Origin of the sequence: Rheinheimera sp. NSM, from assembly GCF_052380015.1 — a bacterium.
In the GTDB taxonomy this organism is placed as follows: Bacteria; Pseudomonadota; Gammaproteobacteria; order Enterobacterales; family Alteromonadaceae; genus Alishewanella.
Map to the genome: position 1 here is coordinate 44,149 of NZ_JBQTCI010000009.1, position 25,456 is coordinate 69,604.

Genomic DNA, 25,456 nt, shown 5'->3' on the forward strand with positions numbered 1-25,456 from the left:
CTTAACCGCCGGATCGGCGTTTTGCTGTCTGCGGTACTATCCGGTATGCTCTGGCCACTGATTTCAGTGGTTTTCTATTATGCGTATTTTGCACACTTCAGACTGGCATTTGGGCCAGCATTTTATCGGCCGTAGCCGGGCGGCAGAGCATCAGGCATTTTTGCACTGGCTGGTAGCGCAGGTTACCGAATTGCAAATAGACGCCATTATTGTTGCCGGTGATATTTTTGATACCGCCACTCCACCCAGCTACGCCCGCGAGCTATACAACCGCTTTATCGGTGCCTTGCAAAGCAGCCGCTGCCAGTTGGTGATCTTAGCTGGCAACCACGATGCCGCTGCGGTGCTGAACGAAAGTAAAAATTTGCTGCAGTATCTTAATACGCGGGTGTTTGCCGGCAGCAGTGCTGAATTGTCAGAGCAACTGGTGTTGTTAAAGGATCAGCAACAACAACCGGCGGCACTGTTGTGCGCGGTACCGTTTTTACGCGCCCGCGATCTGTTGCAAAGCCTTGGCGGACAAAGTGCCGCTGATAAACAGCAGAGTCTGCAACAGGCCATAGCAGAGCATTATCAGCAGCTGTATGCGCTGGCACAGCAGTACAACAGGCAACACCACTTGCAACTGCCAATCATTATGACCGGTCATCTCACCACCTTAGGCGTAAGCCGGTCTGAGTCGGTACGTGATATTTATATCGGCACCCTGGAGGCCTTCCCCGCTGATGCCTTTCCGGCTGCAGACTATATTGCGCTGGGGCATATTCATCAGCGCCAGCAGTTAAATGCCGCCAGCGATATCCGTTACAGCGGCTCGCCTATAGCATTGAGTTTTGATGAAGCCGGCCAGCAAAAGCAGCTGTGGCTGCTGGAGTTTGCTGGCGGTAACAAAACCGTGACCAGCCTGGCCGTGCCGTGTTTTCAAGCCTTGTGCAGTATTAAAACTGATCTCGCCGGGGTGCCGGCTAAAGTGCAACAGGCTGTCAGTGCGCTGCCGGCAGGGGAAACCCTGTGGTTAGAGCTGGTTATAGCAGAAACCGATGCCTATCTTTCTGACTTACAACAAAGGGTAGAGCAGTTACTACAAGACTTGCCGGTAGAACTGCTGCGCTTGCGCCGGCAGCGCACTAATCAGGCGGCCGGTTTAACGGTAACCGCACAGCAAAGCCTGGCCGAACTGTCGGCGACAGAGGTATGGCAAGCCAGGCTGGAGACAGAATCGCTGAGTGCGGAACAACAGCAACAGCTAACCAGCCTGCATCAGCAGGTGCTGGAAAAGGTGCAGGAGGCGCAGTGAAAATTCTGTCGGTACGGCTGCAAAACCTGAACTCACTGCGCGGCGAATGGCTTATCGACTTTCGCCAACCGCCGTTTAACCAAAGCAGCATTTTTGCCATTACCGGCCCAACCGGTGCCGGTAAAACCACCATCCTGGATGCGATTTGTCTGGCGTTATATCACCAGACGCCACGGCTGAAAACCTCGCCTACCAGCAATGAGCTGATGACCCGCCATACCAGTGAGTGTTTGGCTGAAGTAGAATTTGAAGTGGCAGGGGTTGGTTATCGGGCATTTTGGAGCCAGCGCCGTGCCAGAGGCCACAGTGACGGCAACCTGCAAGCAGCAAAAACCGAGCTGGCCAGGCTGGATGGCACTATTCTGGCTGAAAAAACCAGCGATAAACTGCGGCTGGTTACCGACATCACCGGGCTGGATTTTGGCCGCTTCACTAAATCGATGCTGCTGGCGCAGGGCGGCTTTGCGGCATTTTTAAATGCCGATGCCAACGAACGTGCTGAATTGCTGGAAGAATTAACCGGCACTGATATATACGGCCGTATTTCACAGCAGGTGTTTATTGACTGCCGTGAGCAAAAAAGCCAATTGGAGTTGCTGCAGGCCAGAGCCGGTGCGGTAGAGCTGCTTAGCGAGGAACAGCAACAAGCGTTAGCGGCAGAGCTGGCAGGGCTAAAAGCTGCACTAATGCAACAGCAGCAGGCCGTGGCAGAGCAGCGCAAGTTGCTGCAATGGCGCGAACAGCTCAGCAGTGCAGAGCAGGAGCTACAGCGCGCAGAGCAGGAACTGCAACAAGCAGTCGCCGATTCTGCTGCACATCAACCGCAACTAACCAGATTACATGCTCACCTGCCGGCCAGTAAGCTGGCGCCGCTATACAGCGCCATGCAAGCATTGCAACAGCAAGAGCAGCAGTGGCGGCAGGAACAGCAAAGCCTGACAACACAGCTGTCACAGGCAACCAGGCAGCAAGCAGATATGCTGTGGCAGGGTACACAGTCATTAAAACAGCTGCTGCAGGCTAACCGGCAGCAGTTGCAGCAGTTACAAACTCAGCAGCAACAAGATGTGCAGCAACAGACAGTGTCAACAGCACAACAGAGCGAGCTCAACGCTGCGGCGCTACAACTGGCGACGCAATTAGATGGTGTAGCCTTTGATCTGTTGCGCCAGCAACAGCAACAACGGCGTGAGCAGCAATACCGCCTGCAGCAGGTACAACAGCAGTTGCAACAACAGCATAAATGGCAGCAACAATCCGGGGTGTTAAAGCAGCAGCTCACTAACGCAGAGCAGGCACTACAGCCGGTGCAAACAGAGCTGGCGGCATTGCGCCGGCAGTATCAGGTATTACAAGAGCAGATCCGCGACAAAAAGCAGTTACTGCAGCAGCAACAACTGATCATGCAGTTGTCTGCGCACCGTGATCGCTTGCAGCCACAGCAACCCTGCCCGCTGTGCGGTGCCACTGAACACCCGGCAGTGAGTGCTTATCAGCAGCTTAGTAGCAGCACGACAGAACAGGAGTTACAGGCGCGGGAGGCAGAGCTGGAGCAAACACGGTTGCGCGGCGATCAGTTAAACAAAACAGACGCCGCGTTGCAGGCAGAGATACGGCAAGTGCAGCAGCAAATAACGCAGCTTAGTGCGGATTTGGCCGCACTGCATACAGACATTGAACGCGCAGCGCCTGGTAGCACAGCAGACAGCGTTGCAGAGTCGTTGCAGACTTTGGCGACAGAACTCGATAACGCCGGGCAGAAACTTCATCAGCTGGAACAAACACAACAGCAGCTGCTGCAGGTAAAACAACAAGTGCAGGACACAGAGCGGCAGCAGGTTGCACTGCAACACCGTTTGCAACTGGGGCAACAGCAAAGCCAACGCTTAGACGAGCAACAAGCAGAGCTGAACAGCCAATACAGCGATTGGCAGCAGCAGTGGCAGGCGATGCAACTGCCGGAACCTGTGGCGCCTGCGCCGCGCACAACGCTTGCTGAGCTAACGGCCGCGTTACAGCAGTTACAGCAACAAGTGCAGCAATGGCAGGGGCAACAGCAGGTGCTGCAACGCCAGCAGCAACAATTGGCACCGCAGTTACACCAGGCAGAGCGGCAATGGCAGCAAGCGCTGGCTGAGAGTAATTTTGCCAGCGAAGCCGATTTTAAAGCGGCGCTGCTTAGTGATACCGAGCTTGCCGGTTTGCAGCAACTGCAGCAAAGTCTGCAGCAGGCTGAGGCTTCAGCCGGGCGGTTGCTGGCAGACCGGCAGCAGCGCCGGCGGTTGCTGGCGCAGCAGCAGTTAACCACGTTAGTTTCTGCAGAACTCAGTGCAGCGCTACAGCAACAAGAGCAGCAGGTGCAGCAGTTGACGGAGCAGCAAGGCCGGTTGCAACAGCAACTGAGCAGTGATGGCGAGCGGCGTGATGCACAGCAACAGCTGTTGCAACAGATTGCGGCTCAACAACAGCAGTATGAACACTGGCAGCGGCTAAACAGCTTGATTGGCTCGGCCGATGGCGCCAAATACCGCCGCTTTGCCCAGGGTTTAACGTTGCAGCAGCTGATTGTGTTAGCCAACCGCCAGTTGGCACTGCTGCACAACCGCTATCAGTTAGCCCGCCACAGCGAGGCTGAGCTGGAACTGGTGGTACTGGACACCTGGCAGGCCGATAGCCAGCGGGACACCAAAACCTTGTCCGGCGGTGAGAGTTTCCTGGTCAGTTTGGCCTTAGCACTGGCGCTGTCAGATTTAGTCAGCAACAAAACCCGTATTGACTCGCTGTTTTTGGACGAAGGTTTCGGTACTCTGGACGCCGATACGCTGGACAGTGCGCTCAATGCATTGGATAACCTGCATGCCAGCGGTAAAATGATCGGTATCATCAGCCATGTAGAAGCATTAAAAGAGCGGATACCGCTGCAAATCAGAGTAGAAAAACAACAGGGCCTGGGTTACAGCCAAATCCGCATCGTCAGCTAACGTGCTGTTGGCGTCCGGTCAGAGCCACATCGATACAGTATATTTGCGGCTCGCCGTCCGACAGTTTTATCACGACATGGCCGGAAAGCACGGCGACCATGCTGCCGTCTTTGCGCTGTAACAGCAGCTCTTCCGGCGGCACGGCTACGCCGCTGGAGGCCATTTGTGCCATGGCAGTGCCAACGGCCTTGTGCATTGATGGCGGAATAATCAGGTCGAGTAAATTACGGCCGATAGCTTCTTCTTTACTGTAGCCGTAAACAACTTCGCTGGCTTTGTTCCAGTATAGGGTTGTACCGTCAGCGTTATAGCCCTGGATGGCAATTTGTGGTGCATTGTCGAGTAAGGTACGAAACCGTAGTTCATCCTCAGCCAATTGTTGCCGGATAGCACGTTGTTGGCTGATATCGTGGATCACCGAGATAAAATAAGCGCTGTCAGCACAGCGGACAATGGCAACCGACAATCTGGCCCATAGCGTTGTACCATCTTTGCGCAAATACCGTTTCTCCAGCGTATATTCGTCTGCCTTGCCGTCAATGAGTGGCTGCAAAGCCTGCAGGTCTTTGTCTAAGTCCAGTGGATGCGTGAGCTGCTGAAATGTCAGCTGTGTCAACTCTGTGTAGCTAAAGCCCAGCATCTGGCAAAAGGCACGGTTCACCTGCAATAATTTACCTTGTAAAGACACATGAGCAATGCCGGTAGCGGCGTAGTCGAAGGTATCCCTTAACGCCCGCTCTGATACCCGCAATGAATTGGCATAATGTTGTTTTTGGCTTAGCAGAAACCACGCCAAGGCCGCTGTCAGGCTGACGTAAAAATAACCCTTGTAGCTCTGGTACCGGGTCAGCGTGGCGGTATCGCTGATCATTAACGCCAGCAGCCGGTCACTGCTGCTGATCCACAGGATACCGAAAACCAGGTAGACTGCGGCGCCAAACCATGGCCGTTGCAACAGAGATGAGGACAGCTTTTGTCTGGTTGTTATCATTGCACCCGCTTAGTACCCAATAATATATCTGCTACAGCAAGCATAGCGTAATTATGCGGGTGGCAAGGCAAAATGGCAGAATATCAAGCGGTTGATAGTAAAGGGCCCGCATTGCGCGGGCCCTTAGCTTAGAAGGAGTACACCAGCGTTAACGAGGTTTGGGTGTCGGTTTTCTTTTTGTCTGCCGGCACATCAGAGTCGTTCTGCACCAAAAAGGCCGCTTTCATTTGCAGAGAACCGTTAATTTTTGCCAGCAATGAAGTTTCAGCGATGGTACGGGTGTTATCTTCACCGTATTCTACGCTTAACGTCTGGCCAAAGCTGGCCGATTCGCTGATGGCCCACTTAAACGCAGCCGCGCCACGCACTATCATGCCGTTTTCCGTTTCGCCGGTAGAGCGTTCACCACTGAAATAACCCGGACCGATCTCGACATCCAGCGATTTATCTTCAGTGTTATATATCCGTGTGCCATAACCTACCGCTACTGTGGTGTACTTCAGGTAAGCACCAAATTTATCATCGGTGTAAGAACCAAACACAAACAACTTGTCAAACTCATTGTCCAGTTTATAGGCGGCTTTGCCGGAAATCAGGTAACGCTCAGCCGAGCGTTCGGTGACTTTTTCGCCGCTATCATCATCGGTTTTCTCATCTTCTTTAAAGAAGGCACTGAAAATATACTGGTTACTCCACTGCTGCAGTTCCTGTTTGGCATCAATTTTACCGGTGATGGAGGTGCCCACGGTGTTACCTGAGGTAGTAATGGCACCCAGCTCAGCTGAGGTGGTCCATACTTTGTCACTGCTGTCATCCGCGATGGCAGAAAAACTGCCGGCAACCAGGGCGGCTGCCACTAAAGAATACTTCATGCTTACTCCTGCTTGTCTTGCTTAATATGTACATCCATTTGCGGAAACGGAATACCGATACCCTGCTCATCAAACGTCAGTTTTACTTTCTCTAAGGTATCCCAGTACACGCCCCAGTAGTCAGCAGAGTTAACCCAGGGCCGCAGATGAATATTAACGGAGGAATCGGCCAGTGCGGCTACAGCAATAACCGGTGCCGGCTCTGCCAATACCCGGCTGTCTTGCTTAATAATGTCGGTAAGAATTTGTTTGGCTTTACGTAAGTCGGCGTCGTAACTGATGCCGATTAGCAAATCAACACGGCGGATTGGCTCTGCAGAGTAGTTGGTAATAGCACTGCCGGTAATTTGCGCATTGGGTACTATCACCAGCTTATTATCCGGTGTTTTCATAATGGTTTGAAAAATTTCAATTTTATCTACAGTACCGGTAATGCCGCCGGCGTCAATAAAATCACCGGATTTAAACGGCCGGAACAAAATGATTAAAATACCTGAAGCAAAGTTGGCTAACGAGCCCTGTAATGCCAAACCTACAGCCAGACCGGCAGCACCCAGGATGGCAATAAACGAGGTGGTTTGCACGCCAATTTGCGACAACGCCATAAGCGCAGTAGCAATAAAAATAATAACGTAAACAATACTGCCAACAAAAGACACTACGGCTTTATCAACTTTACGGGATAACAGCGATCTTTCGAGAAAACGCCTTACTCCTTTGGCTATCCAGCGACCAATATAAAAAATAACAATGGCGGCAACTATTTGCAGCAGGTACCCGAGCAGTACTTCGTGATTTTCCTGAAATAACTTGTTGATTTCATCCATAGTATCGTCCTTCTATCTGGCCTGAAGCAGGCAAACAGCCGAAATAATAGCATAGAAAACAGTGGGCCAGGCGTAAAAACCGGCACAAATTATTAACCTGGTAAATCGGGGAAAAAAACTTGGTCGTGGCGGAAAAACCGGATAAAATATGCAACTCGGCGGTGATTGTAGCTCAGTTGGTAGAGCCCCGGATTGTGATTCCGGTTGTCGTGGGTTCGAGCCCCATCAGTCACCCCAATTCTTTACTCTGCGTTTATAGCCACACTTAGCCCAATATTTAGTCGGCATTTTGCCGCGCTTATGCCATCCATGCTGCAACTTTGCTAAGCTGGTACCACTTGCTTAACCTGTGGATAGCGCCATGATTGATCTCACCTCGTTGCAGCAACAGTTACAGCAAACCAACATGCCGCCGGTAGAGAGCTGGCAGCCGCCGTTTTGCGGTGATATCGCCATTCATATCGATGCAGAAGGGCGCTGGTATTATCAAGACAGCCTGATCCAACGGCCGGCACTGGTGAAGTTATTTGCCTCGGTGTTGTTGTATCAAAACCAGCAGTATTTTTTACAAACCCCGGTGGAGAAAGTGCGCATTAGTGTGGCTGATGCACCACTGCTGATAACCGATTGGCACTGGCAGCCGACAGACAGCGGCAGAGCACTACTGCTTAGTACTAACTTACAACAACAACTGGTTGTGAGTCCGGCTAACCCCTTATTGCTACGGCAGGATCCGCAGCAGCAATGGCTACCGTACCTGCAACTGTGGCGCGGCTTACAGGCCAAACTTAGCCGTAATGTTTATTATCAACTGGCAGAACAAACCAGCACGGTTTTTTGTAATGGCCGGCAGCATTATCAGTTGAAAAGTGGCGGCTATCCATACAGCTTCGCTATAGCCTGAGCAGATAAAGCACCGGCTTACCTGATGGTCGGCAAAAACCGGCACTTTGTCTCAAGTCGCTTGTTGTATAACGCAGCTCTGTTATCACTGCTTAATTACCCACACTGTAAGAAGGCCACAATATAATGAAAAAAACGCCCGTTGCACTGCTGCTTGGTACCCTGTTTGCCAGCTCACTCAGCCATGCTGCCACCCTGATCCACGCCGGTAAGCTGATTACCGCAGAAGATGGCAAGGTGCTGAGCAATCAAACAATAGTGATAGAGCAAGATAAAATTACCGCGCTGGAGCCCGGGTTCCGGCCGGTGACAGCAGAAGACAGGCTGATTGACTTGCGCAGTCATACTGTTATGCCTGGCCTGATGGATATGCATACGCACTTTTATACCCAGTTTAGCCCAACAGTATATTCCGAAGGTTTTACCATGAATGAAGCTGATTACGCCCTGCGCGGCGCCACCTTTGCAGAAAAAACCCTGCTGGCCGGTTTTACCACAGTGCGTGAGCTGGGCGATAACCATCAAATTAGTACGGCGCTGAAAAAAGCCATTGCTAAAGGCTATATTGACGGCCCGCGTATTTTTGCCGCCGGTAAGTCTATTGCCACCACAGGCGGACATGCCGATCCAACCAACGGCATTGCCTTTGCGCTAATGGCGGATCCCGGGCCAAAACAAGGTGTGATTAATGGCGCAGATGACGCCCGCAAAGCCGTGCGCCAACGCTATAAAGAAGGCTCTGATCTGATCAAGATCACTGCTACCGGTGGTGTGCTCAGTGTGGCGAAAAGCGGCAGCAATCCACAGTTTACCGATGAAGAACTGGCCGCTATTGTCAGTACCGCCAAAGATTATGGTATGAAAGTCGCTGTGCATGCGCATGGTAAAGAAGGCATGGAACGGGCGATAAAAGCCGGTGTCGACTCTATTGAGCACGGCACCTATATGGATAAAAGCACCATGGCGCTGATGCGCAAACAGGGTACCTACTTTGTGCCCACCATCAGCGCCGGCAAATGGGCAGAAGAAAAAGCCGCTATTGCCGGCTTTTTTCCGGAATTAGTCAGGCCAAAGGCGGCAACTATTGGCGGTAAAATTCAGCAAACCTTTGCTGATGCCTATAAAGCCGGGGTAAAGATTGCGTTTGGTACTGATGCCGGGGTATTTGAGCATGGCAACAACTGGCGCGAGTTTGTCTATATGACAGAAGCCGGCATGCCGGCACTGGAAGCTATTCACAGCGCAACCATTGAAGGGGCCCGCTTGTTAGGTATTGCAGATGAGTTGGGTAGTATTAAAGTCGGCAAGATTGCCGATATCATTGCTGTGCAGGGCGATCCGCTGCAAGATATTACCCGGATGGGCGAAGTGAGTTTTGTCATGAAAGCCGGCCAAATATACCGGCAGTAATACGTTACAACCGGCCGGCTATTCCGGCCGGAAGCGGGCCAATAAGGCCGCAGTATCGGCGAGGATAAAATCTTTTAAGTCTTGCTCTGCTTGCAACCTGACGTCATCCTGTTGTCGCGTCAGGTCTTTGTGCTGCTGTTTACGTGCTTTGTGGGTGGGCATATCTTTCACCACCTGATACATCCGGTGCAGCCCGGGATAGCTTTGCACCGGATCCGGTTTATGCTCCGGTACCAGATGATCAAGCAATACCCATAACCGCAGCGCACCTTCCGACAATTCACATTGCTGCTCCAGCATAGCTTTACAAATAAGCACGATACTGTCGCGTAAATACTGCTCTTTCTCTGCTTTCTTCTGTTGTTGCTGCGTAGTCTGTTGCTGTAGCTGCCACAACAAACGGCCGGCATAAAATGCCAGCGCAGCCACGATAACTGCTGCCAGTATCAATAACGTCAGCGTTGTATTGCTCAATATCAGTCCTCGTCACCTAATAAATCTTTGCGCCAATCTTTACTCTCAAATGCTGCCAGCGGATCAATATTGCTGTCGTCAGTATCATCGCCCAAGCCCAATGCGTCCATTAGCTGCTCCAGCCTTGCTGTCTTAGCATTAAAATACTTTGCATCCTTACCGGTCAGGATCTCGTTGTTTTCCACCCGCTCCAATAATTGTTGCAGATAACTGTCGTTCTCTATCAGCGCCAGTTCCTGCTCCGGTGTCAACTCAGCGGCTTTGGCCTTGGCTAAACTGGCTTTGGGCTGCAGCAGCACCTGCGGTTGTTGCGGTTTTTCCGCTACCGGCGTTAATGAAATGGGCGTTTTGCTGCCAATACGTTTATCTTTCTTGCCGGACTGTTTTACGACCTCAGCTTTTATCGCCGCAACGTTATTGCGGTTACCTGATTTCAGGCCGGATCCCTTTTTCTTGGTTTCCTCTTTGGGCTCGCGGGTTTTGCGGGCATCTTCCGCTGACAAATGGCGTAAACCATTCGGGCCGGCGGAGCGGGTTTTTTTCTGACGAGTCATGTTTGTTACCTGTAAAAAAGGGCGCACATTTTAACCAGTTTTGCGCCGAAACACTAATGCTTTCGGCGTTGCAGTATCACTACATCGTTATCAGCGATATTTAGCGTAAAACCGTCCCGCTTTGCCAGGTAGGCAAAGGTGTCTGCCGAGAAAAAACTGACATGGGTCGGGTCCAGTTTGTAGTGCCAGCCGCTAAAGGCAGCGGCAGTGGTATAGCGCTTGGTCATAATAGCCAAAGTGCCAGCGGGTTTTAGCAACGTCAGCCACAGCGCCCACTCCTGTGCCGGATTAACAAAATGCTCTATGGCCTCGCTGCAGCTGATAAAGTCGTAGTGCTGCTGCAGTACGGCGGCATCAGCGGCAAAGTATGGGTCCCATACTGCCATATGCTGGCCGGCTTCACGCAGCATCTGCGCCAGTAAAGGCCCGGGGCCACAACCAAAATCCAGCCCCGACAATCCGGTTGCCGGTAGACTGCGCAACAACGGTGCTGCCAGGCGCTGTAAAAATTGCCGGTAACCCGGGTCTTCAAGGTTATTTTCGTGCAATTGATACTGCGCCAACTCTTCAGCATCAGACAACAGGCTTGTGCGATCAGCAAATACCAATTGGCACCTTGCGCACTGAAAATAGCAACGGCGGCTGTCCTGATGAAAAGGTTGAATGCTGTGGGCGTGACAAAGTGGGCAACGGGTATTTGGCATAGTGTAGGAGGCTAAACTGACTAAAAGAAAAAGGGCGATAAGATGTCTTATCGCCCCGGATATATTTGTGTCAAGTGGACACTTCTCTCATTCGCTGTCATCTTCCTGATGTTGCTTCAACGCCCTGTCTGTTCTTATTCCGTGTGTTATAGTGCCTTCCTGGCAATCTATTTTATTCTTTACGATCTTCCTGATACTTTCGTAATCATCCCTGAGCGTGAAATCACGCAGCACATCGTCCTGATGTGACTAAAACTAAGGCACCGCGCACTTGCGTACTGGTACTATTACTTCCCTGCGGCTAGTCCCTGTTTTAATTCGTTACAAAGTGTAACTGCTGAACAATTTACTCTGATCTGCTCAGATGGCAATACATTGCTGGAAAAAAAAACGTTTTTCAGCAGCGTTAAGTATTTTTACTAAATAATTTCAACTGGTTATAAATAGCATGCTGTATGAAAAAAGTTCAATAAAAATGTAATGCCGGCGATTGTCTCACAGGATTTGTGAGATATATCTCACAAAAACAGACTGCGCTGAACAAAAAAACCGGCGATGAATGCCGGTTTTTTTGCGATTAAAGCCATAATCAGCGGAGTTTAATGTAAACCACCCAGATATTGTGACAACACTTCTATGTCGTCATCGGTCAGCTTTTTAGCAATATCCTGCATCATGCCGTTCAGGTCATTGGCACGTTGGCCACCGCGGAATTCCAGTAAGGTGGTTTTCAGATACGTTGCATTTTGGAAAGAAATTTTCGGGAAACCACCTAAGCCGGTACCCGCGCCGCGTGGACCATGGCAAGCGATACAAGCCGCAATACCGCGATCGGCATCACCACCGCGGTATAGTTGCTCACCACGGGCAATAACATTTTCCGGCGTAGTGCCTGATTTCATTTTTTGCGAGGCAAAGTAAGCTGCTAAATCTTTCATGTCCTGGTCTGACAGCGCCGCAACCATACCAAACATAATGCTGTTGTTACGGCCTTGCTTACCCGCGGTTTCCATACCCAGTTTATAGTCACGCAGCTGCTTATACAGGTAAGGAGCATGTTGGCCGGCGATTTTAGGATACATATCCACCGCACTGTTACCGTCTGCACTGTGGCAAGCGGCACATACTGCTGATTTTGCTTTGCCTGCTTCGGCATCACCGTCAAACGCCTGGGCTGTTCCGATTAGACCGCATAACAGTGTCAGTGGAAGTAGAATTTTTTTCATTTTTTATCCGTCTCTGTCCGCATTAAACCGCCAGCATACTGGCAACCAAGTGTAATAACCCTAATTTTTATGCCTATTTTACACGAAACTGCCCAAAGTAAAATCCCATACAGCGTGCAAAAGCTTCTGCCGATCCCTCAGATCCGCTACAATGACGTCAAATTATTCGCCGGAGAAGGCAGTGTACAAGTCAAAAATTAATTATCAAAGCGCCACATTTTTAACCAGCGCGCCCGATATCAAGGCATTACCGGCAGACGCAGGTATTGAAGTTGCTTTCGCCGGCCGCTCCAATGCCGGTAAGTCCAGCGCTTTAAATACGTTGACGCGGCAAAATAGTTTAGCCCGTACCAGTAAAACACCGGGCCGTACCCAACTGATTAATACCTTTAGTTTGGATGCACAACGCCGGCTGATCGATTTACCCGGCTATGGCTTTGCCAAGGTGCCGTTGGCGGTAAAAGAGAAGTGGCAAAAGTCACTGGCGGAATATCTGACAAAACGTGACAGCTTAAAAGGTTTAGTGGTGTTAATGGATATCCGCCATCCGTTGAAAGATTTAGATCAGGATTTAATTCAGTGGGCGGTTGACAGCAAATTGTCTGTGCTGATCTTGCTGACTAAAGCGGACAAACTGGCTTCCGGAGCCCGTAAGAAAACCTTAATGGAAGTGCGTGAGGCTAGCCTGGCGTTTATGGGCGATATTACTGTGCATGCTTTCAGTTCACTGAACAAGCTGGGGTTGCCGGAGTTAGAGCAAGTGCTGGACAGCTGGTACGGGGCCGAAGACAGCGCACCGGCCGAATAACAGGCATAAAAAAACCGACACCCGGGGGGTGTCGGCCATAGCAAACGGGGAGAAGCTATAATTTCAAATCAACAGGGTGTCTTATCGCTAAGACAAGGCCATTATACAGCAAATTTTTGTTGTTTGAAGTATTTGCTCTAAAAAATCTAAGAAATTTTCAGTTTGCTACGCTTTATGTTGCTGCACAACATTTGCCGCCCCGCTGCTGTGTGGCCTGAACCCTTTGAATCCGCTGCTTTTTCAGGCAAAAAAAACGCCCCACTGCAAGCAGTGGGGCGGCTAAATAAGCCTACTTTCATTAGCTGTAGCGCAACAGCGCTGGCCTGAAAGATAGAACATCTTACCTCTGTACCCTACGTTTGAAATTTTAATCTGTCGGCGCAGGATTGCAAGTTTTTTCTGTAATAAAACTACAAAAAGTGGTTTTTATTTGTTCGTATTACTATTTTTGGTAATTTAATTACCTTTTATGCCGGCCGCAGACATAAAAAAAGCCCCGCTAAATAACGGGGCATTAAAGTGTGACAGGAGAGAGAAACTTAACTGTAAAGTCAGACTGCAGCAGCAGAATTAAGTTCCGTGTTAATGTGCCTGGTCCCAATTATCGCCGGCGCCGGCCTCTGCTAACAGTGGCACATCCAGTTTGGCGGCGGTTGCCATCAGCGCTACCAGTTGCTGTTTTACTGCGTCTACTTTGTCAGCATCAACTTCAAACACCAGCTCATCGTGCACCTGCATAATCATACTGGCTGGTGGGTTAGCCTGCTGTTGCAGCCAGTTGTCTACCACTATCATGGCCTTTTTAATAATGTCAGCGGCTGTACCTTGCATAGGGGCGTTAATAGCGGCACGTTCTGCGCCTTTACGCCGCATCATATTTTGCGCATTAATTTCCGGCAGGTATAAGCGCCGGCCAAACAGGGTTTCCACATAGCCCTGCTCATGCGCTTGTTTACGGGTGCGTTCCATATAATCCAGTACACCCGGAAAACGTTCAAAATAGCGGTCGACATACTGCTGGGCTTCATTGCGGCTAACCCCGAGCTGTTTTGCCAAACCAAAAGCCGACATACCGTAGATCAAGCCGAAGTTTACCGCTTTGGCGCTGCGGCGCTGCTCGGCTGTGACCTGCTCCAGGCTAACACCAAACACTTCGGCAGCCGTGGCGCGGTGAATATCGCGGCCATGTGCAAAGGCATCCAGCAGGGCTTTATCCTGTGACAGGTGCGCCATAATGCGCAGCTCAATCTGTGAATAATCCACCGCAACGATCTTTTTGCCGGGCGGCGCAATAAAAGCCTGGCGAATACGGCGGCCTTCTTCAGTACGAATAGGAATATTCTGCAGATTGGGATCGGTAGAACTTAAGCGTCCGGTGGCGGCTACCGCCTGGTGGTAAGAGGTATGCACTCTGCCGGTGGCCGGATGTTGCATTTTCGGCAGTTTGTCGGTGTAAGTGGATTTTAGCTTACTTAAGCCACGGTGCTCAGTAATCAGTTTGGGAAATTCATACTCTAATGCCAGTTCAGCTAATACTTCTTCGGCTGTAGAAGGCGTCCCGCCCGGGGTTTTCTTCAGTACCGGCAGGCCCATTTGTTCAAATAAAATTTCCTGCAATTGCTTGGGCGATGCCAGATTAAACGGCTTACCGGCTTGTGCATAAGCCTGCTGCTCCAGCTCGGCAATGCGATTGGCGAGTTGTTCACTTTGTTTGGCCAGCAACTTGCTGTCTATCAACACGCCGTAACGTTCAATGCGCGATAAAATATCGACCAGCGGCAGTTCTATATCCTGCAATACGCTCGCCAGGCCACTGTGTTGCTGCAACTGTGGCCACAGTGTTTGGTGCAATTGCAACGTAATGTCGGCATCTTCTGCGGCGTATTGCGCCGCCTTTTCCAGTTCTATCTGGTTAAAGGTCAGCTGTTTGGCGCCTTTGCCGGCAATGTCTTCAAAACTGATGGTTTTACGGCCTAAATACTTCAGTGCCAGGCTGTCCATATCATGGCGCGAGGCCACGGAATTGAGCACGTAAGACTCCAGCATGGTATCAAAACGCACGCCTTTGAGATCAATGTTGTAACGGGCCAGCACGCTTTGGTCGTACTTCAGGTTCTGCCCGACTTTGGCTTTGTTGTCATCTTCCAGCCAGGGTTTAAGCTGCGCCAATACCCAGTCGCGCTTGAGTTGCTCCGGCGCACCGACATAATCATGCGCTACCGGTACATACCAGGCGCTGCCGGCGGCAGTGGCTACCGATAAGCCCACCAGTTCGGCCTGCATATAATCCAGGCTGGTGGTTTCGGTATCAAAGGCCACCAGCTCGCAGCTGTGCAATTGCTGCAGCATGGCACTAAAGGCGGCCTCGTCCAATACGGTGAGGTAGTGGGCCGCCGGGTTGTTTGCTGAGGTGCTGTCGGTGTCGTCAGCGGCGGTGAACATATCCGCCTGTGCGGCTTGGGGTTTTGCTTTAGCGGCAGAGGGTTCATTGCCCAATACTTCGGCCAGCCAGCGGCGGAATTCACACTCTTTATACAGTTCGGCCAGCTGTGTATTGTCGGCGCCTTTAATCATCAGATCAGTTAACTGATACGGCAACTCCACATCTGTTTTTATGGTGGCCAACTGATAAGACAGTTGCAACTGGTCGCGAAATTCCTCCAGCTTGGTAACCATGGTTTTGGCACCGCGAAAGCTCAGTGCCGGCACTTTGTCTAACTGCTGGTATATCTGTTCAATGGAACCTAAGCCCTGCAACAGCGCTGCCGCAGTTTTCTCCCCAACACCCGGTAAGCCCGGGATGTTATCGACTTTGTCACCCATCAGCGCCAGATAATCGATAATCAGCTCCGGGCCAACACCAAATTTCTCTGTTACGCCTTGCGGGTCAAGCAAGGTATTGGTCATGGTATTAATCAGCGTGACATGTTCATCTACCAGTTGCGCCATATCTTTATCACCGGTAGAGATCAGCGTATGCCGGCCCTCACGGCTGGCCTGGCGCGCTAAAGTACCAATCACATCGTCTGCTTCTACGCCACTGATGCAAAGTAAAGGTAATCCCATGGCTTGAATAATACGGTGCAGCGGTTCAATTTGGCTGCGCAGGTCGTCCGGCATGGGCGGGCGGTTGGCTTTGTAGTCGCTGTACATCTCGTTACGAAAAGTTGGCCCTTTGGCATCGAACACCACTGCCATTTGCGTTGGCTGATACTGGCGCAACAAACTTTTCAGCATGTTAACTACACCATAAACAGCACCGGTGGCTTCACCACGTGAATTGGTTAAATGCGGTGGGGAATGATAAGCGCGGAATAAATACGAAGAGCCGTCAACCAGGATCAGCGGCGTGCCGGAGATGGTAACCATGAATGTTTGTCCTGCAGAAATAAAGCTATAGCATGCCACAGTGCTGTGTTGGCTGCCAGTAACAGCGCAGTTCAGTATTAGCGTTAAACCTGTGGATAACTTTGTGCAAAACCCAAGCGAAAATGCCGGCTTCCTGAAAGGGGAGTCGGTTTAGTTAATGCTTAAGTCATTGTTTTTAATTTAAAAAATAGGGGTGTACTACAGTGCCCATATTATTATTTTTATACTTTTGTTTTGTGGAAAACGCTTAGCGCTGCTTTCCTGTTGGTGGTTAAAACACAGGTTGCTCCAACACACCGGTCAAGTAGACTATCATATTGCCGCCAGATTCAAAGCGAAACCGTTAAATAATTTTGCTTTAAAAAAAACCATCAACCTAAGCGAAAAGTATATGTAGTAACGACGCCTGTTGTAGCCACGACATACTCACTTTCGTTCGGGGCTTCCCCTTACTGTGGCTTGAAGGCTATAATGGCGCAAACTTTGTGCGGACTTTACGACAGGAACCCAGAAGATGAAAAAAATAACTATCGCTTTCGCCTTGCTGTTAACAACTTTTGGCATTCATGCCAGTGCAGAAGCAGATAAGGAAGCGTTAGCTAAACGTCTGGCTCCGGTTGGTCAGGTATATGTAGCAGGTGCTGTGGTTGCTTCAGAAGCCGCTTCCGGCCCGCGTAGTGGTGAAAAGGTTTATCAGACAGCCTGTTTTGCCTGTCATGGTACCGGTGCTTTGGATGCGCCGAAAAAAGGTGATGCAGCTTGGAAAAGCCGTATTGACCAAGGTTTTGATACCATGCTTAAACATGCCATCGAAGGTATTCGCAATATGCCGGCCCGCGGTACCTGTGCTGATTGCTCAGATGATGAAATTGCTGCGGCCATTAAATTTATGACCGACGGCGTATAATCGTTATAGCTTATATAAAGCCTAAGGCTGCGGAATCGCAGCCTTAGGCTTTTTTGTCCCTGAATAAAATAATTTTGCCTAAGCAGAATGCATGATAGTGGCCGGCCAGCTCTTCCATGTGGTTAAACTTTGTGCATAATGGGCGCAGTTAGACAATAAGTCGTTCTGGTATGACCGACAAAAAAACAAAAGAGTCAGAGTTGACGGAAGCAACAAAACTGAACAAGCGCTTACGACAGGCTGATAATAAAGTACGCCGCTTAACGTTACTGGCACAGCGTTATAAACAGGCTTATATCACCCAGGGCGCCTTACTTAAGCTGTCAGAATTAGCCAGTACTATCAGTGATATGCGGGATTTCTATCCGGCTATTCACAAGATGGTATCTGAACTGCTGCACGCTGAAAACTTCTATGTGGTGTTTTACGACAGCGACAGCGAACATTATTCACCGCAATATTTTTCTGACGAGAAAGACCAGCAGCTTATTGCTCAAGTGCCATCCGGCGCCTTTTCCTCCGGTTTGACCGGTTATGTTGCCCGCACCGGCAAACCTTTGCTGTGTGATCGCAGTCAATTCAGCTACTTGGTTGCCCAAGGCCATATTCAGCCGCAAGGTTCGGCCAGCGACCACTGGTTAGGTATTCCGCTGTGTCGCGGCAGCCGGGTTATCGGCGTAATGGCCATTCAATCTTATAACGCGAAACAGCTGTATACCGACACTGACCTGGCGCTATTCAGCAGTATTGGTGGCCATACTATTACTGCCTTGGATCGGGTGAAAAGTCGCGAGTTGCTGGAAGACACCGTGCGACAACGTACGCAGCAACTGCAAAAAATTAATCAGTCACTGCAAAAAGAGATCAAAGAGCGCAGTAACGCCGAGCAATTGCAGGCCGCGCTGTATCGTATTTCTGAGCTGACGGCCAGCAGCCGCGACATGAACAGCTTTTATAAAGCGGTGCATTTGGTGTTGTCAGAGCTGATGCCGGCAGAAAACTGCTATATCGCTTTGCTGGATCAGGATAAAACCAAATTAACCTTCCCGTTTTATCTCGACCAATATTCGCCCCCTGCACGGGAGCGGCCGTTAAGCCGTGGCTTTACCGAATATGTTATCCGCTGTGCTGATGCCCGCTTAATTAACAGCGCCAGCGCGCAGCAGTTAGTGGAAGCCGGCGAAATTCGCCGTGGTATGGCCGACCCCACTAAGCCGGCGCGGCATTCCACCAGTTGGCTTGGTGCGCCCTTATTAATCGATCAGCGGGTTATCGGTGTTATTGCGTTGCAGTCTTATGAGCAAAGTTATAGCTATGGTGATGCGGAGCTGAATATTTTGCGTTTTGTGTCGCAGCATATAGCGGTGGCTATCCAGCGTAAACTGGCTACTGAGCAGCAAAAACGCCACCAGGAAGAGCTGGAGCGCAAAGTATTTGAGAGCACCCGCGAGCTGCGCCAAACCAATTTGTTTTTACGTTTGCAGGTAGAGGAACGTAAAAAGGCCGAGCAGAAGCTGTTCTACGAGGCCAACCATGATGCCTTAACCGGATTGGCCAACCGGCAAATGTTTCTGCAACAATTAAAGCAGCAGTTTGCCCTGAGCAAACGCCAGCCGCAGCTGAGTATGGCCTTGCTGTTTATCGATTTAGACCGCTTTAAGCTAATCAATGACAGCCAGGGGCACCATGTTGGTGATGCGTTTTTAATTGAAGTCAGTAAGCGGTTACAAAGCACCGTACGTGAGCACGACTTAGTTGCCCGTCTTGGCGGTGATGAATTTGTGGTGTTGCTTACCAGCCTGTTGCACGACACCGATGCCGAGGACGTAGCGGAGCGTATTATCGACAAAGTACGGCAGCCGTTCTTGTTACAAGGGCAGCAGGTGCATTCCGGCGCCAGCATAGGTATTGCTTATTTCGACAGTGACCACAGCAAAGCTGAGGCCTTGCTGCGTGATGCCGATGCGGCTATGTACCAGGCCAAATCGATGGGCCGCAACCGCTTTGTCATTTTTAACGAAACCATGCGCGAGCAAATGTTACAGGCCCTGAGCATGGAGCAGGTAATGCAGCAAGCGTTGGAGCAACAGCAATTTACCGCCGTGTATGAGCCGGTGCTGTGTGGCCAGGCGCGCAGCCTGATGGGTTATGAAGTGCATACCCAGTGGCAGCACCCGCAGTTAGGCACCCAGTATGACTTTAATCAGTATGCGACGGATGCCGGCTTAATGCCGCAAATTGAGCAGCTGATGCTGAAACAAGCCTGCCGGCAGTTGGCCGCCAGCAATGACGACAGTGGCTTGTTAACGGTGCGCCTGAGTATGCCGCATGTACAGCAGCCGGAATTGTTTGAAGCGTTAAATCGCCAATTGGCCGCTGTGCAACACAAGCACCGTCTGTGCCTGGCATTTACCGAGCGGGAATTGCTACAAACGGCTTCTGCAGTGTTGGCTCCGCTGCAGCAGTTAAAACAAACTGGGGTGCGGCTGGCGCTGCATAACTTTGCTGCTGATGTTGCGCCTATGGGCTTATTACTGCAGCAGCTGTTCGACTTTGTCAAACTCGATGCGGCTTTTTGCCGCCAGTTGCCACGCAATGAACAAAAACGCCAGTTGCTGCAAATGTTGCAGTCGCTGGCGTTAAGTTATAAATTCCGCTTGCTGGCTGATGGTGTGGACAATGCGGATTTACTCAACCTGCTGCTGGCCGAAGGTTGCTGCTTTATGCAGGGCAAATACGTGGCAGAGCTACTGTCGGCACAGGCGTTGGCAACGGCGCCGTCAGTTATTTTTCAGCAGTTGGCGTAAACGGTCGATATGCGCCTGGCCGGTTTGCTGGCGCTGCTCGGCTGTTTTTACCGGTGCTGTGCTTTGCCACTCCAAATCATCCTGCGGTAATTCATATAAAAACCGGCTCGGTTCCGGCCGGATCACTTCGCCAAACTGGCGCCGCTCTTTAGCATAGGTAAAAAACAGCTCGCGCTGGGCGCGGGTAATGCCGACATAAGCCAGCCGGCGTTCTTCCTCAACGTTATCTTCATCTATGCTGACCTGGTGTGGCAAAATGCCTTCTTCCATGCCCACCATAAATACATACGGAAACTCCAGGCCTTTGGAGGCGTGCAGCGTAAGCAGCTGCACCTGGTCGGCATTGTCGTCCTGCTCCTGGCGTTCCATCATGTCGCGCAGCGTTAAGCGGGTAACCACCTCGGGCAGTGTCATCGGTTCGTCGTCATCTTTGCCTTGCAGCATTTCGCTGATCCACCGGTACAGCTCGTTAACGTTTTTCAATGCCATTTCGGCCGCTTTCGGGCTGGTGCTGGTTTCAAACAACCAGGCTTCGTAATGGCTCTGGCGAATCAGATCACGTATTGCTTCAGCCGGGTCGGCGCGTTGTACGTTATCGGCAATGCCGCTGATCCATTGCGCAAACTGTTTTACCGCATTATGGGCGCGGGCGGATAGATGCATCGACAGCTCGCTGTCGCAGCAGGCTTCAAACAAACTGATGTGTTTTTCATTGGCCAAGTTGCCCACCTGTTGCAAGGTCGCCACGCCTATTTCGCGCCGCGGCACGTTAATAATACGCAGTAGGGCATTATCGTCGTCCTGGTTTACTACCAGCCGCAAATAAGCCATCACATCTTTAATTTCGCTGCGGGAGAAAAACGAGGTGCCACCGGAGATTTTGTACGGAATACGGTTGGTCATCAGCGCTTTTTCAAACAAGCGCGACTGGTGGTTACCACGGTACAATAAGGCATAGTCGCGGTACTGGCTGCGGTTAATAAAGCGGTGCGAGATAATCTCGGCCACCACTTTTTCCGCTTCGTCTTCTTCGTGCTTGCAGGGCAACACTTTCAATGGCACACCGTAGCCGTTTTCGCTGAACAGCTGCTTATCGAACTCGTGCGGGTTATTGGCAATTAAAATATTGGCGGCTTTTAAAATACGCTCGGCCGAGCGGTAATTTTGTTCCAGCTTAATCACATTTAACGTTGGAAAATCGGTTTTCAGCAGTGCCAGATTTTGCGGCCGGGCACCGCGCCAGGAGTAAATAGACTGGTCATCATCGCCTACCACGGTAAAGCGCTGGCGCTCACCCACCAGCCATTTCACCAGTTGATACTGGCTGGTGTTGGTATCCTGATATTCATCCACCAACAGATACTGAATTTTCTGCTGCCACTTTTGCCGCACCTCTGCGTTATGGGCAAACAGCAACGTAGGCATTAAAATTAAGTCATCAAAATCCAGCGCGTTATAGGCGGTAAGCTGCTGGGTATAGTGCTGGTAATAATTGGCAAAGCTGATGCTTTGGGCATCTTGGGCTTGCGCAATAGCTGTGGCCGGCAGCGTTAATTCGTTTTTCCAGCTGCTGATCCGGCTTTGCAGTGCCCGCAGTAAGTCTTTATCGCCCTGAATATCGTTTTCGCTCAGCTCTTTTAGCAGTGCCATGCTGTCCTGGTCATCAAACAGGGTAAAGTTGGCTTTATAGCCAATATGGCGGTATTCCTTTTTCAGTATCTCCAGCCCCAGGGTGTGAAAGGTGGAAATAGTCAGGCCGCGGGTGGCGGTTTTCGGCAATTCGTGGTTAATCCGCTCGCGCATTTCGCGCGCTGCTTTATTGGTAAAGGTTACCGCTGCGATATGCCGTGCCGGCATGTCGCATTGTTGGATCAGGTACGCAATTTTATTAATAATAACCCGGGTTTTACCACTGCCGGCACCGGCCAGCACCAGGCAGGGCCCGGAGATAAATTTAACGGCAGCATTTTGTTGCGGATTTAACTTCATTGACTCACCCTTACACTTAGGCGGGCATTGTAACGAAATTTGCCGTTAAATAGCATTCGCCATTGCGCTTTTGGCCTGTAGAATAACGCCAACGCTTCAGCATAACGTCGTAAGCTATTGCTGCGACACAGGAGAACAGCATGATAGACCCGAAAAAAATTGAAGATATTGCCAAACAAATCGGTAATGCCATTCCGCCGCAAGTTCGCCAGTTTGCCGATGATGTCGAAGCCAAGGTAAAGCAGGTGCTGCAAAACAAACTGACCGACCTCGATTTTGTCAGCCGCGAAGAGTTTGACGTGCAGCGCCAGGTGTTACTGCGTACCCGCGAGAAAGTGGAAAAGCTGGAGCAGCAGTTAACAGCGTTACTGGCAGAGAAAACGCAGGATTTACGCCAGCAGCCGCTACCCAGCTCAGACCAGGAGTAAAATATGAATACGGCTACGTTGTTGGCAGTAACTGCGCTGCTACTGACACCTGGCGTACAGGCAGAGCCGGATCAACTGATCATTGCAGGCCGTTTGCTCGATGTACGCAGTGGCAAGTTGTTGCCGGATCAAGCTATTTTGCTTGAACAAGATCGAGTACACAGCATAGTAGCGCTGGGCAAACTCAGCACAGAGCAACAGGCGCTGCCACGCACTGATTTGTCGGCTTATACGGTGCTGCCCGGGCTGATAGATATGCATGTACACCTGACGGCCAATCCATCAGCACATGGTTACCGGCGCTTGCAGCAAACCCCGGCACGCCAGGCATTGTTTGGTGTTACCGCTGCTGCGGCAACATTACACGCTGGCTTTACCACAGTGCGCAATTTAGGCGCGGCCGGTTTTGCCGATGTCGCTTTACGTGATGCCATTACTGCCGGTGAAATTACCGGCCCCAGAATGCGGGTATCCGGCCCTGGTCTGTGCATGACAGGCGGACATTGCGACAACAACCTGCTACCGCATACCTATCAGGCCAGCGGCGATGGCGTGGCTAACGGTGCCGATGCTATTCGCGCCAAAGTGCGCAGCAATATGAAATACGGCGCCGATGTCATCAAATTCACCGCCACCGGCGGTGTACTGTCACGCAATACCGATGTTAATGCCAGCCAATACAGCCTGGCCGAAATGCAGGCGTTGGTAGCCGAAGCGCATGACCGCGGTGCCAGTGTTGCCGCTCATGCCCACGGTTTACGCGGCATAAAACGCGCGCTTGAGGCCGGGGTAGATTCGATTGAACACGCCAGCTTTATCGATGACGATGCCATCAAACTGGCGAAAAGCCGGGGCACCTATTTGGTGATGGATGTGTATGTCAGTGACTATATTTTACAAGACGGCGAAGCGGCCGGTATTTTGCCGGAGTCGCTGGCCAAAGAGCGCACTGTAGGCCAGTTGCAACGGCAAAACTTCAGTAAGGCAGTAAAAGCCGGGGTGAAAATGGCCTATGGCACCGACGCCGGCGTCTATACCCATGGCCTGAACGGCCGCCAACTTAACTATATGGTGCAATGGGGCATGACACCGCTGCAGGCCATTCAAAGTGCCACCCTGCACGCCGCTGAGTTATTAAACTGGCGTAACGAACAAGGTCAGCTTAATGTCGGCGTACTGGAACCGGGAGCCTATGCTGATATGGTTGCCATAGCAGGTAACCCGCTAGAGCAAATCACCCTGCTGGAGCAGATACCGCTGGTAATAAAAGGCGGTAAAGCGGTAAAAGCACCTTAGGTACTTACCTCGCAGAGTTGGTGCTGTAGCTCTTTATTTTCGCTGCAACGCCAAAAAATCTTGCTATATAAACAAAGCCAGCATTACGCTGGCTTTGTTTATATACGTTGTTACCGTATCAGCGATGTTACTTCTTCGGCTGGGCGATTTTTAAAATTTCGGTTAAACCGGCTACGGCGCCGCCGATATTAGCCAGTTCAGCCGGTACTATCATGGTGTTGTTAGCTTTGGCCAGGTTACCGAACTCTTTTACGTATTGCTCTGCGACGCGCAGGCTTACCGCTTCTGAACCACCCGGGTGGTTAATGGCTTCGGCAATTTGGCGGATACCCTCGGCGGTGGCAATGGCGATAAGCTCAATTTCGCGGGCGCGGCCTTCGGCTTCGTTAATCTGGCGCATCTTGTCACCTTCCGACAGGTTGATCACTTCCTGCTTTTGGCCTTCGGATACGTTAATCATCGCCTGGCGCTCGCCTTCAGATTTGGCAATAGCCGCGCGGCGTTCGCGCTCGGCACGCATTTGCTGCTCTAACGCATCTTTAATGCTTAGCGGCAGTTCAATATCTGAAATTTCATAACGCAGCACCTTAATACCCCACGGCGATGCGGCTTCGTCCAATGCTTTTACCACTTCTTCGTTAATTTTGGCGCGCTCTTCAAAGGTTTTATCCAGATCGGTTTGGCCAATCACCGAGCGCATAGTGGTTTGCGCCAGTTGGGAAGCCGCGTAGCGGTAATCGTTAATACCGTAGCTGGCTTTGTGCGGGTCTACCACCTGCAAATACAGCACGCCGTTAATACCTACCTGGATATTGTCGCGGGTAACACAGGTTTGCCGCTCTACGTCGATCACTTCTTCTTTTAAGCTGTGGGTATAGGCCACTTTGTCGATAAACGGGATCAGGATATGAAAGCCGGAGTCCAGCGTGCGCGAGTATTTACCAAGGCGCTCTATCACAAAATTGCTTTTTTGCGGCACAACGCGTGCCGTTTTAACAATGGTAATGACAACGGCGATGGCAAAGCCGGCCATTAAAATAGTGTTGATATCGATTGTTTCCACCAGATTTACTCCTTAAAACAGATGGTTAGCTATATTTGGACATTAATCAGATTTGGCGGCAGACACCACCAGTTTGATACCATGGTTCGCCACTACAAAGGCGACATCACCGGCTTTTAAAGCATCAGTTGATTCTGCATCCCATTGCACGCCGTTTAACACCACGCGGCCGGCGCCCTGATGAAAATCACTGTGTACTGTAACGCGGCGGCCTATGTCATCGGCCAGCCGTGACGGTTGCTCGTTGCTGTCGGCAGTGTAACCAACAAACCAGCGTTTAAAGCGGCCGCGGGCGCTGAATAACAACAGCAGCGACAGCACGCCAAAGGTTAAGTACTGCATGCTGTAGCTTTCAATCAGGCCAAAGTGCAGCAGTAAACCAACAATAATGGCAGCGATACCGAAAAACACCGCCACTATGCTGGTGGCCAGCAGTTCAGATAAAATCAGTACTATGCCAACGATGATCCAAATGGTAGCAATATTCACTTAATTTGCTCCGTAACAATTGTTATGCTGCACATTAACTTAAGGCACACAAAGCGGTCAA

General features: G+C 50.9%; 20 protein-coding genes and 1 tRNA gene. 10 read left to right on the forward strand and 11 right to left on the reverse strand.

The window, feature by feature from the left end:
• Positions 1 to 79 precede the first annotated feature (79 nt).
• On the forward strand, positions 80 to 1,297 hold the full coding sequence (sbcD, locus tag ACTZWV_RS18740; protein WP_444788014.1) for an exonuclease subunit SbcD: 1,218 nt from the start codon (positions 80 to 82) through the stop codon (positions 1,295 to 1,297).
• A complete protein-coding gene (gene sbcC / locus ACTZWV_RS18745; RefSeq protein WP_444788015.1) occupies positions 1,294 to 4,278 on the forward strand; it encodes an exonuclease subunit SbcC in 2,985 nt (994 codons plus the stop codon). The genes sbcD and sbcC overlap by 4 nt, the downstream gene beginning before the upstream one ends.
• Here sbcC and ACTZWV_RS18750 read toward each other — a convergent pair.
• From ACTZWV_RS18750 to ACTZWV_RS18760, 3 genes are all read right to left on the reverse strand, one after another.
• The gene (locus ACTZWV_RS18750; RefSeq protein WP_444788016.1) at positions 4,271 to 5,269 is read right to left on the reverse strand and encodes a PAS domain S-box protein; all 999 of its coding nucleotides are present in this window, start codon (positions 5,267 to 5,269) and stop codon (positions 4,271 to 4,273) included. The genes sbcC and ACTZWV_RS18750 overlap by 8 nt on opposite strands.
• Before the next feature lie 128 nt (positions 5,270 to 5,397).
• On the reverse strand, positions 5,398 to 6,141 hold the full coding sequence (locus ACTZWV_RS18755; RefSeq protein ID WP_444788017.1) for a DUF481 domain-containing protein: 744 nt from the start codon (positions 6,139 to 6,141) through the stop codon (positions 5,398 to 5,400).
• A 2-nt stretch (positions 6,142 to 6,143) separates the two neighbouring features.
• Entirely contained in the window at positions 6,144 to 6,968 is an 825-nt protein-coding gene (locus tag ACTZWV_RS18760; RefSeq protein WP_444788018.1) for a mechanosensitive ion channel family protein, read from the reverse strand.
• Between the two features lie 161 nt (positions 6,969 to 7,129).
• Here ACTZWV_RS18760 and ACTZWV_RS18765 point away from each other — a divergent pair.
• From ACTZWV_RS18765 to ACTZWV_RS18775, 3 genes are all read left to right on the forward strand, one after another.
• Positions 7,130 to 7,205 (forward strand) — tRNA-His (locus tag ACTZWV_RS18765).
• A 124-nt stretch (positions 7,206 to 7,329) separates the two neighbouring features.
• Positions 7,330 to 7,872, forward strand: a complete 543-nt coding sequence (locus ACTZWV_RS18770; protein WP_444788019.1) for a DUF1285 domain-containing protein — start codon at positions 7,330 to 7,332, stop codon at positions 7,870 to 7,872.
• Positions 7,873 to 7,997: 125 nt separating this feature from the next.
• On the forward strand, positions 7,998 to 9,281 hold the full coding sequence (locus ACTZWV_RS18775) for an amidohydrolase family protein (protein WP_444788020.1): 1,284 nt from the start codon (positions 7,998 to 8,000) through the stop codon (positions 9,279 to 9,281).
• A gap of 18 nt (positions 9,282 to 9,299) precedes the next feature.
• On the opposite strand, the gene ACTZWV_RS18780 is transcribed toward ACTZWV_RS18775, so the two are convergent.
• The 4 genes from ACTZWV_RS18780 to ACTZWV_RS18795 form a co-directional block, all read right to left on the reverse strand.
• Entirely contained in the window at positions 9,300 to 9,755 is a 456-nt protein-coding gene (locus ACTZWV_RS18780; RefSeq protein WP_444788021.1) for a DUF2489 domain-containing protein, read from the reverse strand.
• A 2-nt stretch (positions 9,756 to 9,757) separates the two neighbouring features.
• Positions 9,758 to 10,309: a Der GTPase-activating protein YihI gene (yihI, locus tag ACTZWV_RS18785; RefSeq protein ID WP_444788022.1), complete on the reverse strand. Its 552-nt coding sequence runs from the start codon at positions 10,307 to 10,309 to the stop codon at positions 9,758 to 9,760.
• 53 nt (positions 10,310 to 10,362) lie between these two features.
• Positions 10,363 to 10,917: a class I SAM-dependent methyltransferase gene (locus tag ACTZWV_RS18790; protein ID WP_444788023.1), complete on the reverse strand. Its 555-nt coding sequence runs from the start codon at positions 10,915 to 10,917 to the stop codon at positions 10,363 to 10,365.
• A 695-nt stretch (positions 10,918 to 11,612) separates the two neighbouring features.
• The gene (locus ACTZWV_RS18795) at positions 11,613 to 12,239 is read right to left on the reverse strand and encodes a c-type cytochrome (RefSeq protein ID WP_444788024.1); all 627 of its coding nucleotides are present in this window, start codon (positions 12,237 to 12,239) and stop codon (positions 11,613 to 11,615) included.
• 181 nt (positions 12,240 to 12,420) lie between these two features.
• Between ACTZWV_RS18795 and yihA the strand changes: the two genes are divergently transcribed.
• Positions 12,421 to 13,047 (forward strand): ribosome biogenesis GTP-binding protein YihA/YsxC, encoded by a 627-nt coding sequence (gene yihA / locus ACTZWV_RS18800; RefSeq protein WP_444788025.1) that lies wholly within the window; start codon positions 12,421 to 12,423, stop codon positions 13,045 to 13,047.
• Positions 13,048 to 13,629: 582 nt separating this feature from the next.
• On the opposite strand, the gene polA is transcribed toward yihA, so the two are convergent.
• Complete coding sequence (polA, locus tag ACTZWV_RS18805; RefSeq protein ID WP_444788026.1) at positions 13,630 to 16,416, reverse strand: DNA polymerase I; 2,787 nt, start codon at positions 16,414 to 16,416, stop codon at positions 13,630 to 13,632.
• A 514-nt stretch (positions 16,417 to 16,930) separates the two neighbouring features.
• Between polA and ACTZWV_RS18810 the strand changes: the two genes are divergently transcribed.
• Positions 16,931 to 17,323: a c-type cytochrome gene (locus tag ACTZWV_RS18810; RefSeq protein ID WP_305556880.1), complete on the forward strand. Its 393-nt coding sequence runs from the start codon at positions 16,931 to 16,933 to the stop codon at positions 17,321 to 17,323.
• A 200-nt stretch (positions 17,324 to 17,523) separates the two neighbouring features.
• Positions 17,524 to 20,130 carry a sensor domain-containing phosphodiesterase gene (locus ACTZWV_RS18815; protein ID WP_444788027.1) on the forward strand — a complete coding sequence of 869 codons (2,607 nt, stop codon included), beginning with the start codon at positions 17,524 to 17,526 and terminating at the stop codon, positions 20,128 to 20,130.
• Here the strand turns inward: ACTZWV_RS18815 and rep are convergent.
• Positions 20,104 to 22,119: a DNA helicase Rep gene (gene rep / locus ACTZWV_RS18820; protein ID WP_444788028.1), complete on the reverse strand. Its 2,016-nt coding sequence runs from the start codon at positions 22,117 to 22,119 to the stop codon at positions 20,104 to 20,106. The genes ACTZWV_RS18815 and rep overlap by 27 nt on opposite strands.
• Positions 22,120 to 22,259: 140 nt before the next feature.
• Here rep and ubiK point away from each other — a divergent pair, with 140 nt between their 5' ends.
• Both ubiK and ACTZWV_RS18830 read left to right on the forward strand, forming a co-directional pair.
• Positions 22,260 to 22,547 carry a ubiquinone biosynthesis accessory factor UbiK gene (gene ubiK / locus ACTZWV_RS18825; protein WP_444788029.1) on the forward strand — a complete coding sequence of 96 codons (288 nt, stop codon included), beginning with the start codon at positions 22,260 to 22,262 and terminating at the stop codon, positions 22,545 to 22,547.
• Positions 22,548 to 22,550: 3 nt separating this feature from the next.
• A complete protein-coding gene (locus tag ACTZWV_RS18830; RefSeq protein ID WP_444788030.1) occupies positions 22,551 to 23,843 on the forward strand; it encodes a Xaa-Pro dipeptidase in 1,293 nt (430 codons plus the stop codon).
• 127 nt (positions 23,844 to 23,970) lie between these two features.
• On the opposite strand, the gene ACTZWV_RS18835 is transcribed toward ACTZWV_RS18830, so the two are convergent.
• A complete protein-coding gene (locus tag ACTZWV_RS18835; RefSeq protein ID WP_444788031.1) occupies positions 23,971 to 24,906 on the reverse strand; it encodes an SPFH domain-containing protein in 936 nt (311 codons plus the stop codon).
• A 42-nt stretch (positions 24,907 to 24,948) separates the two neighbouring features.
• Entirely contained in the window at positions 24,949 to 25,395 is a 447-nt protein-coding gene (locus tag ACTZWV_RS18840) for an NfeD family protein (RefSeq protein WP_444788032.1), read from the reverse strand.
• Positions 25,396 to 25,456 lie beyond the last annotated feature (61 nt).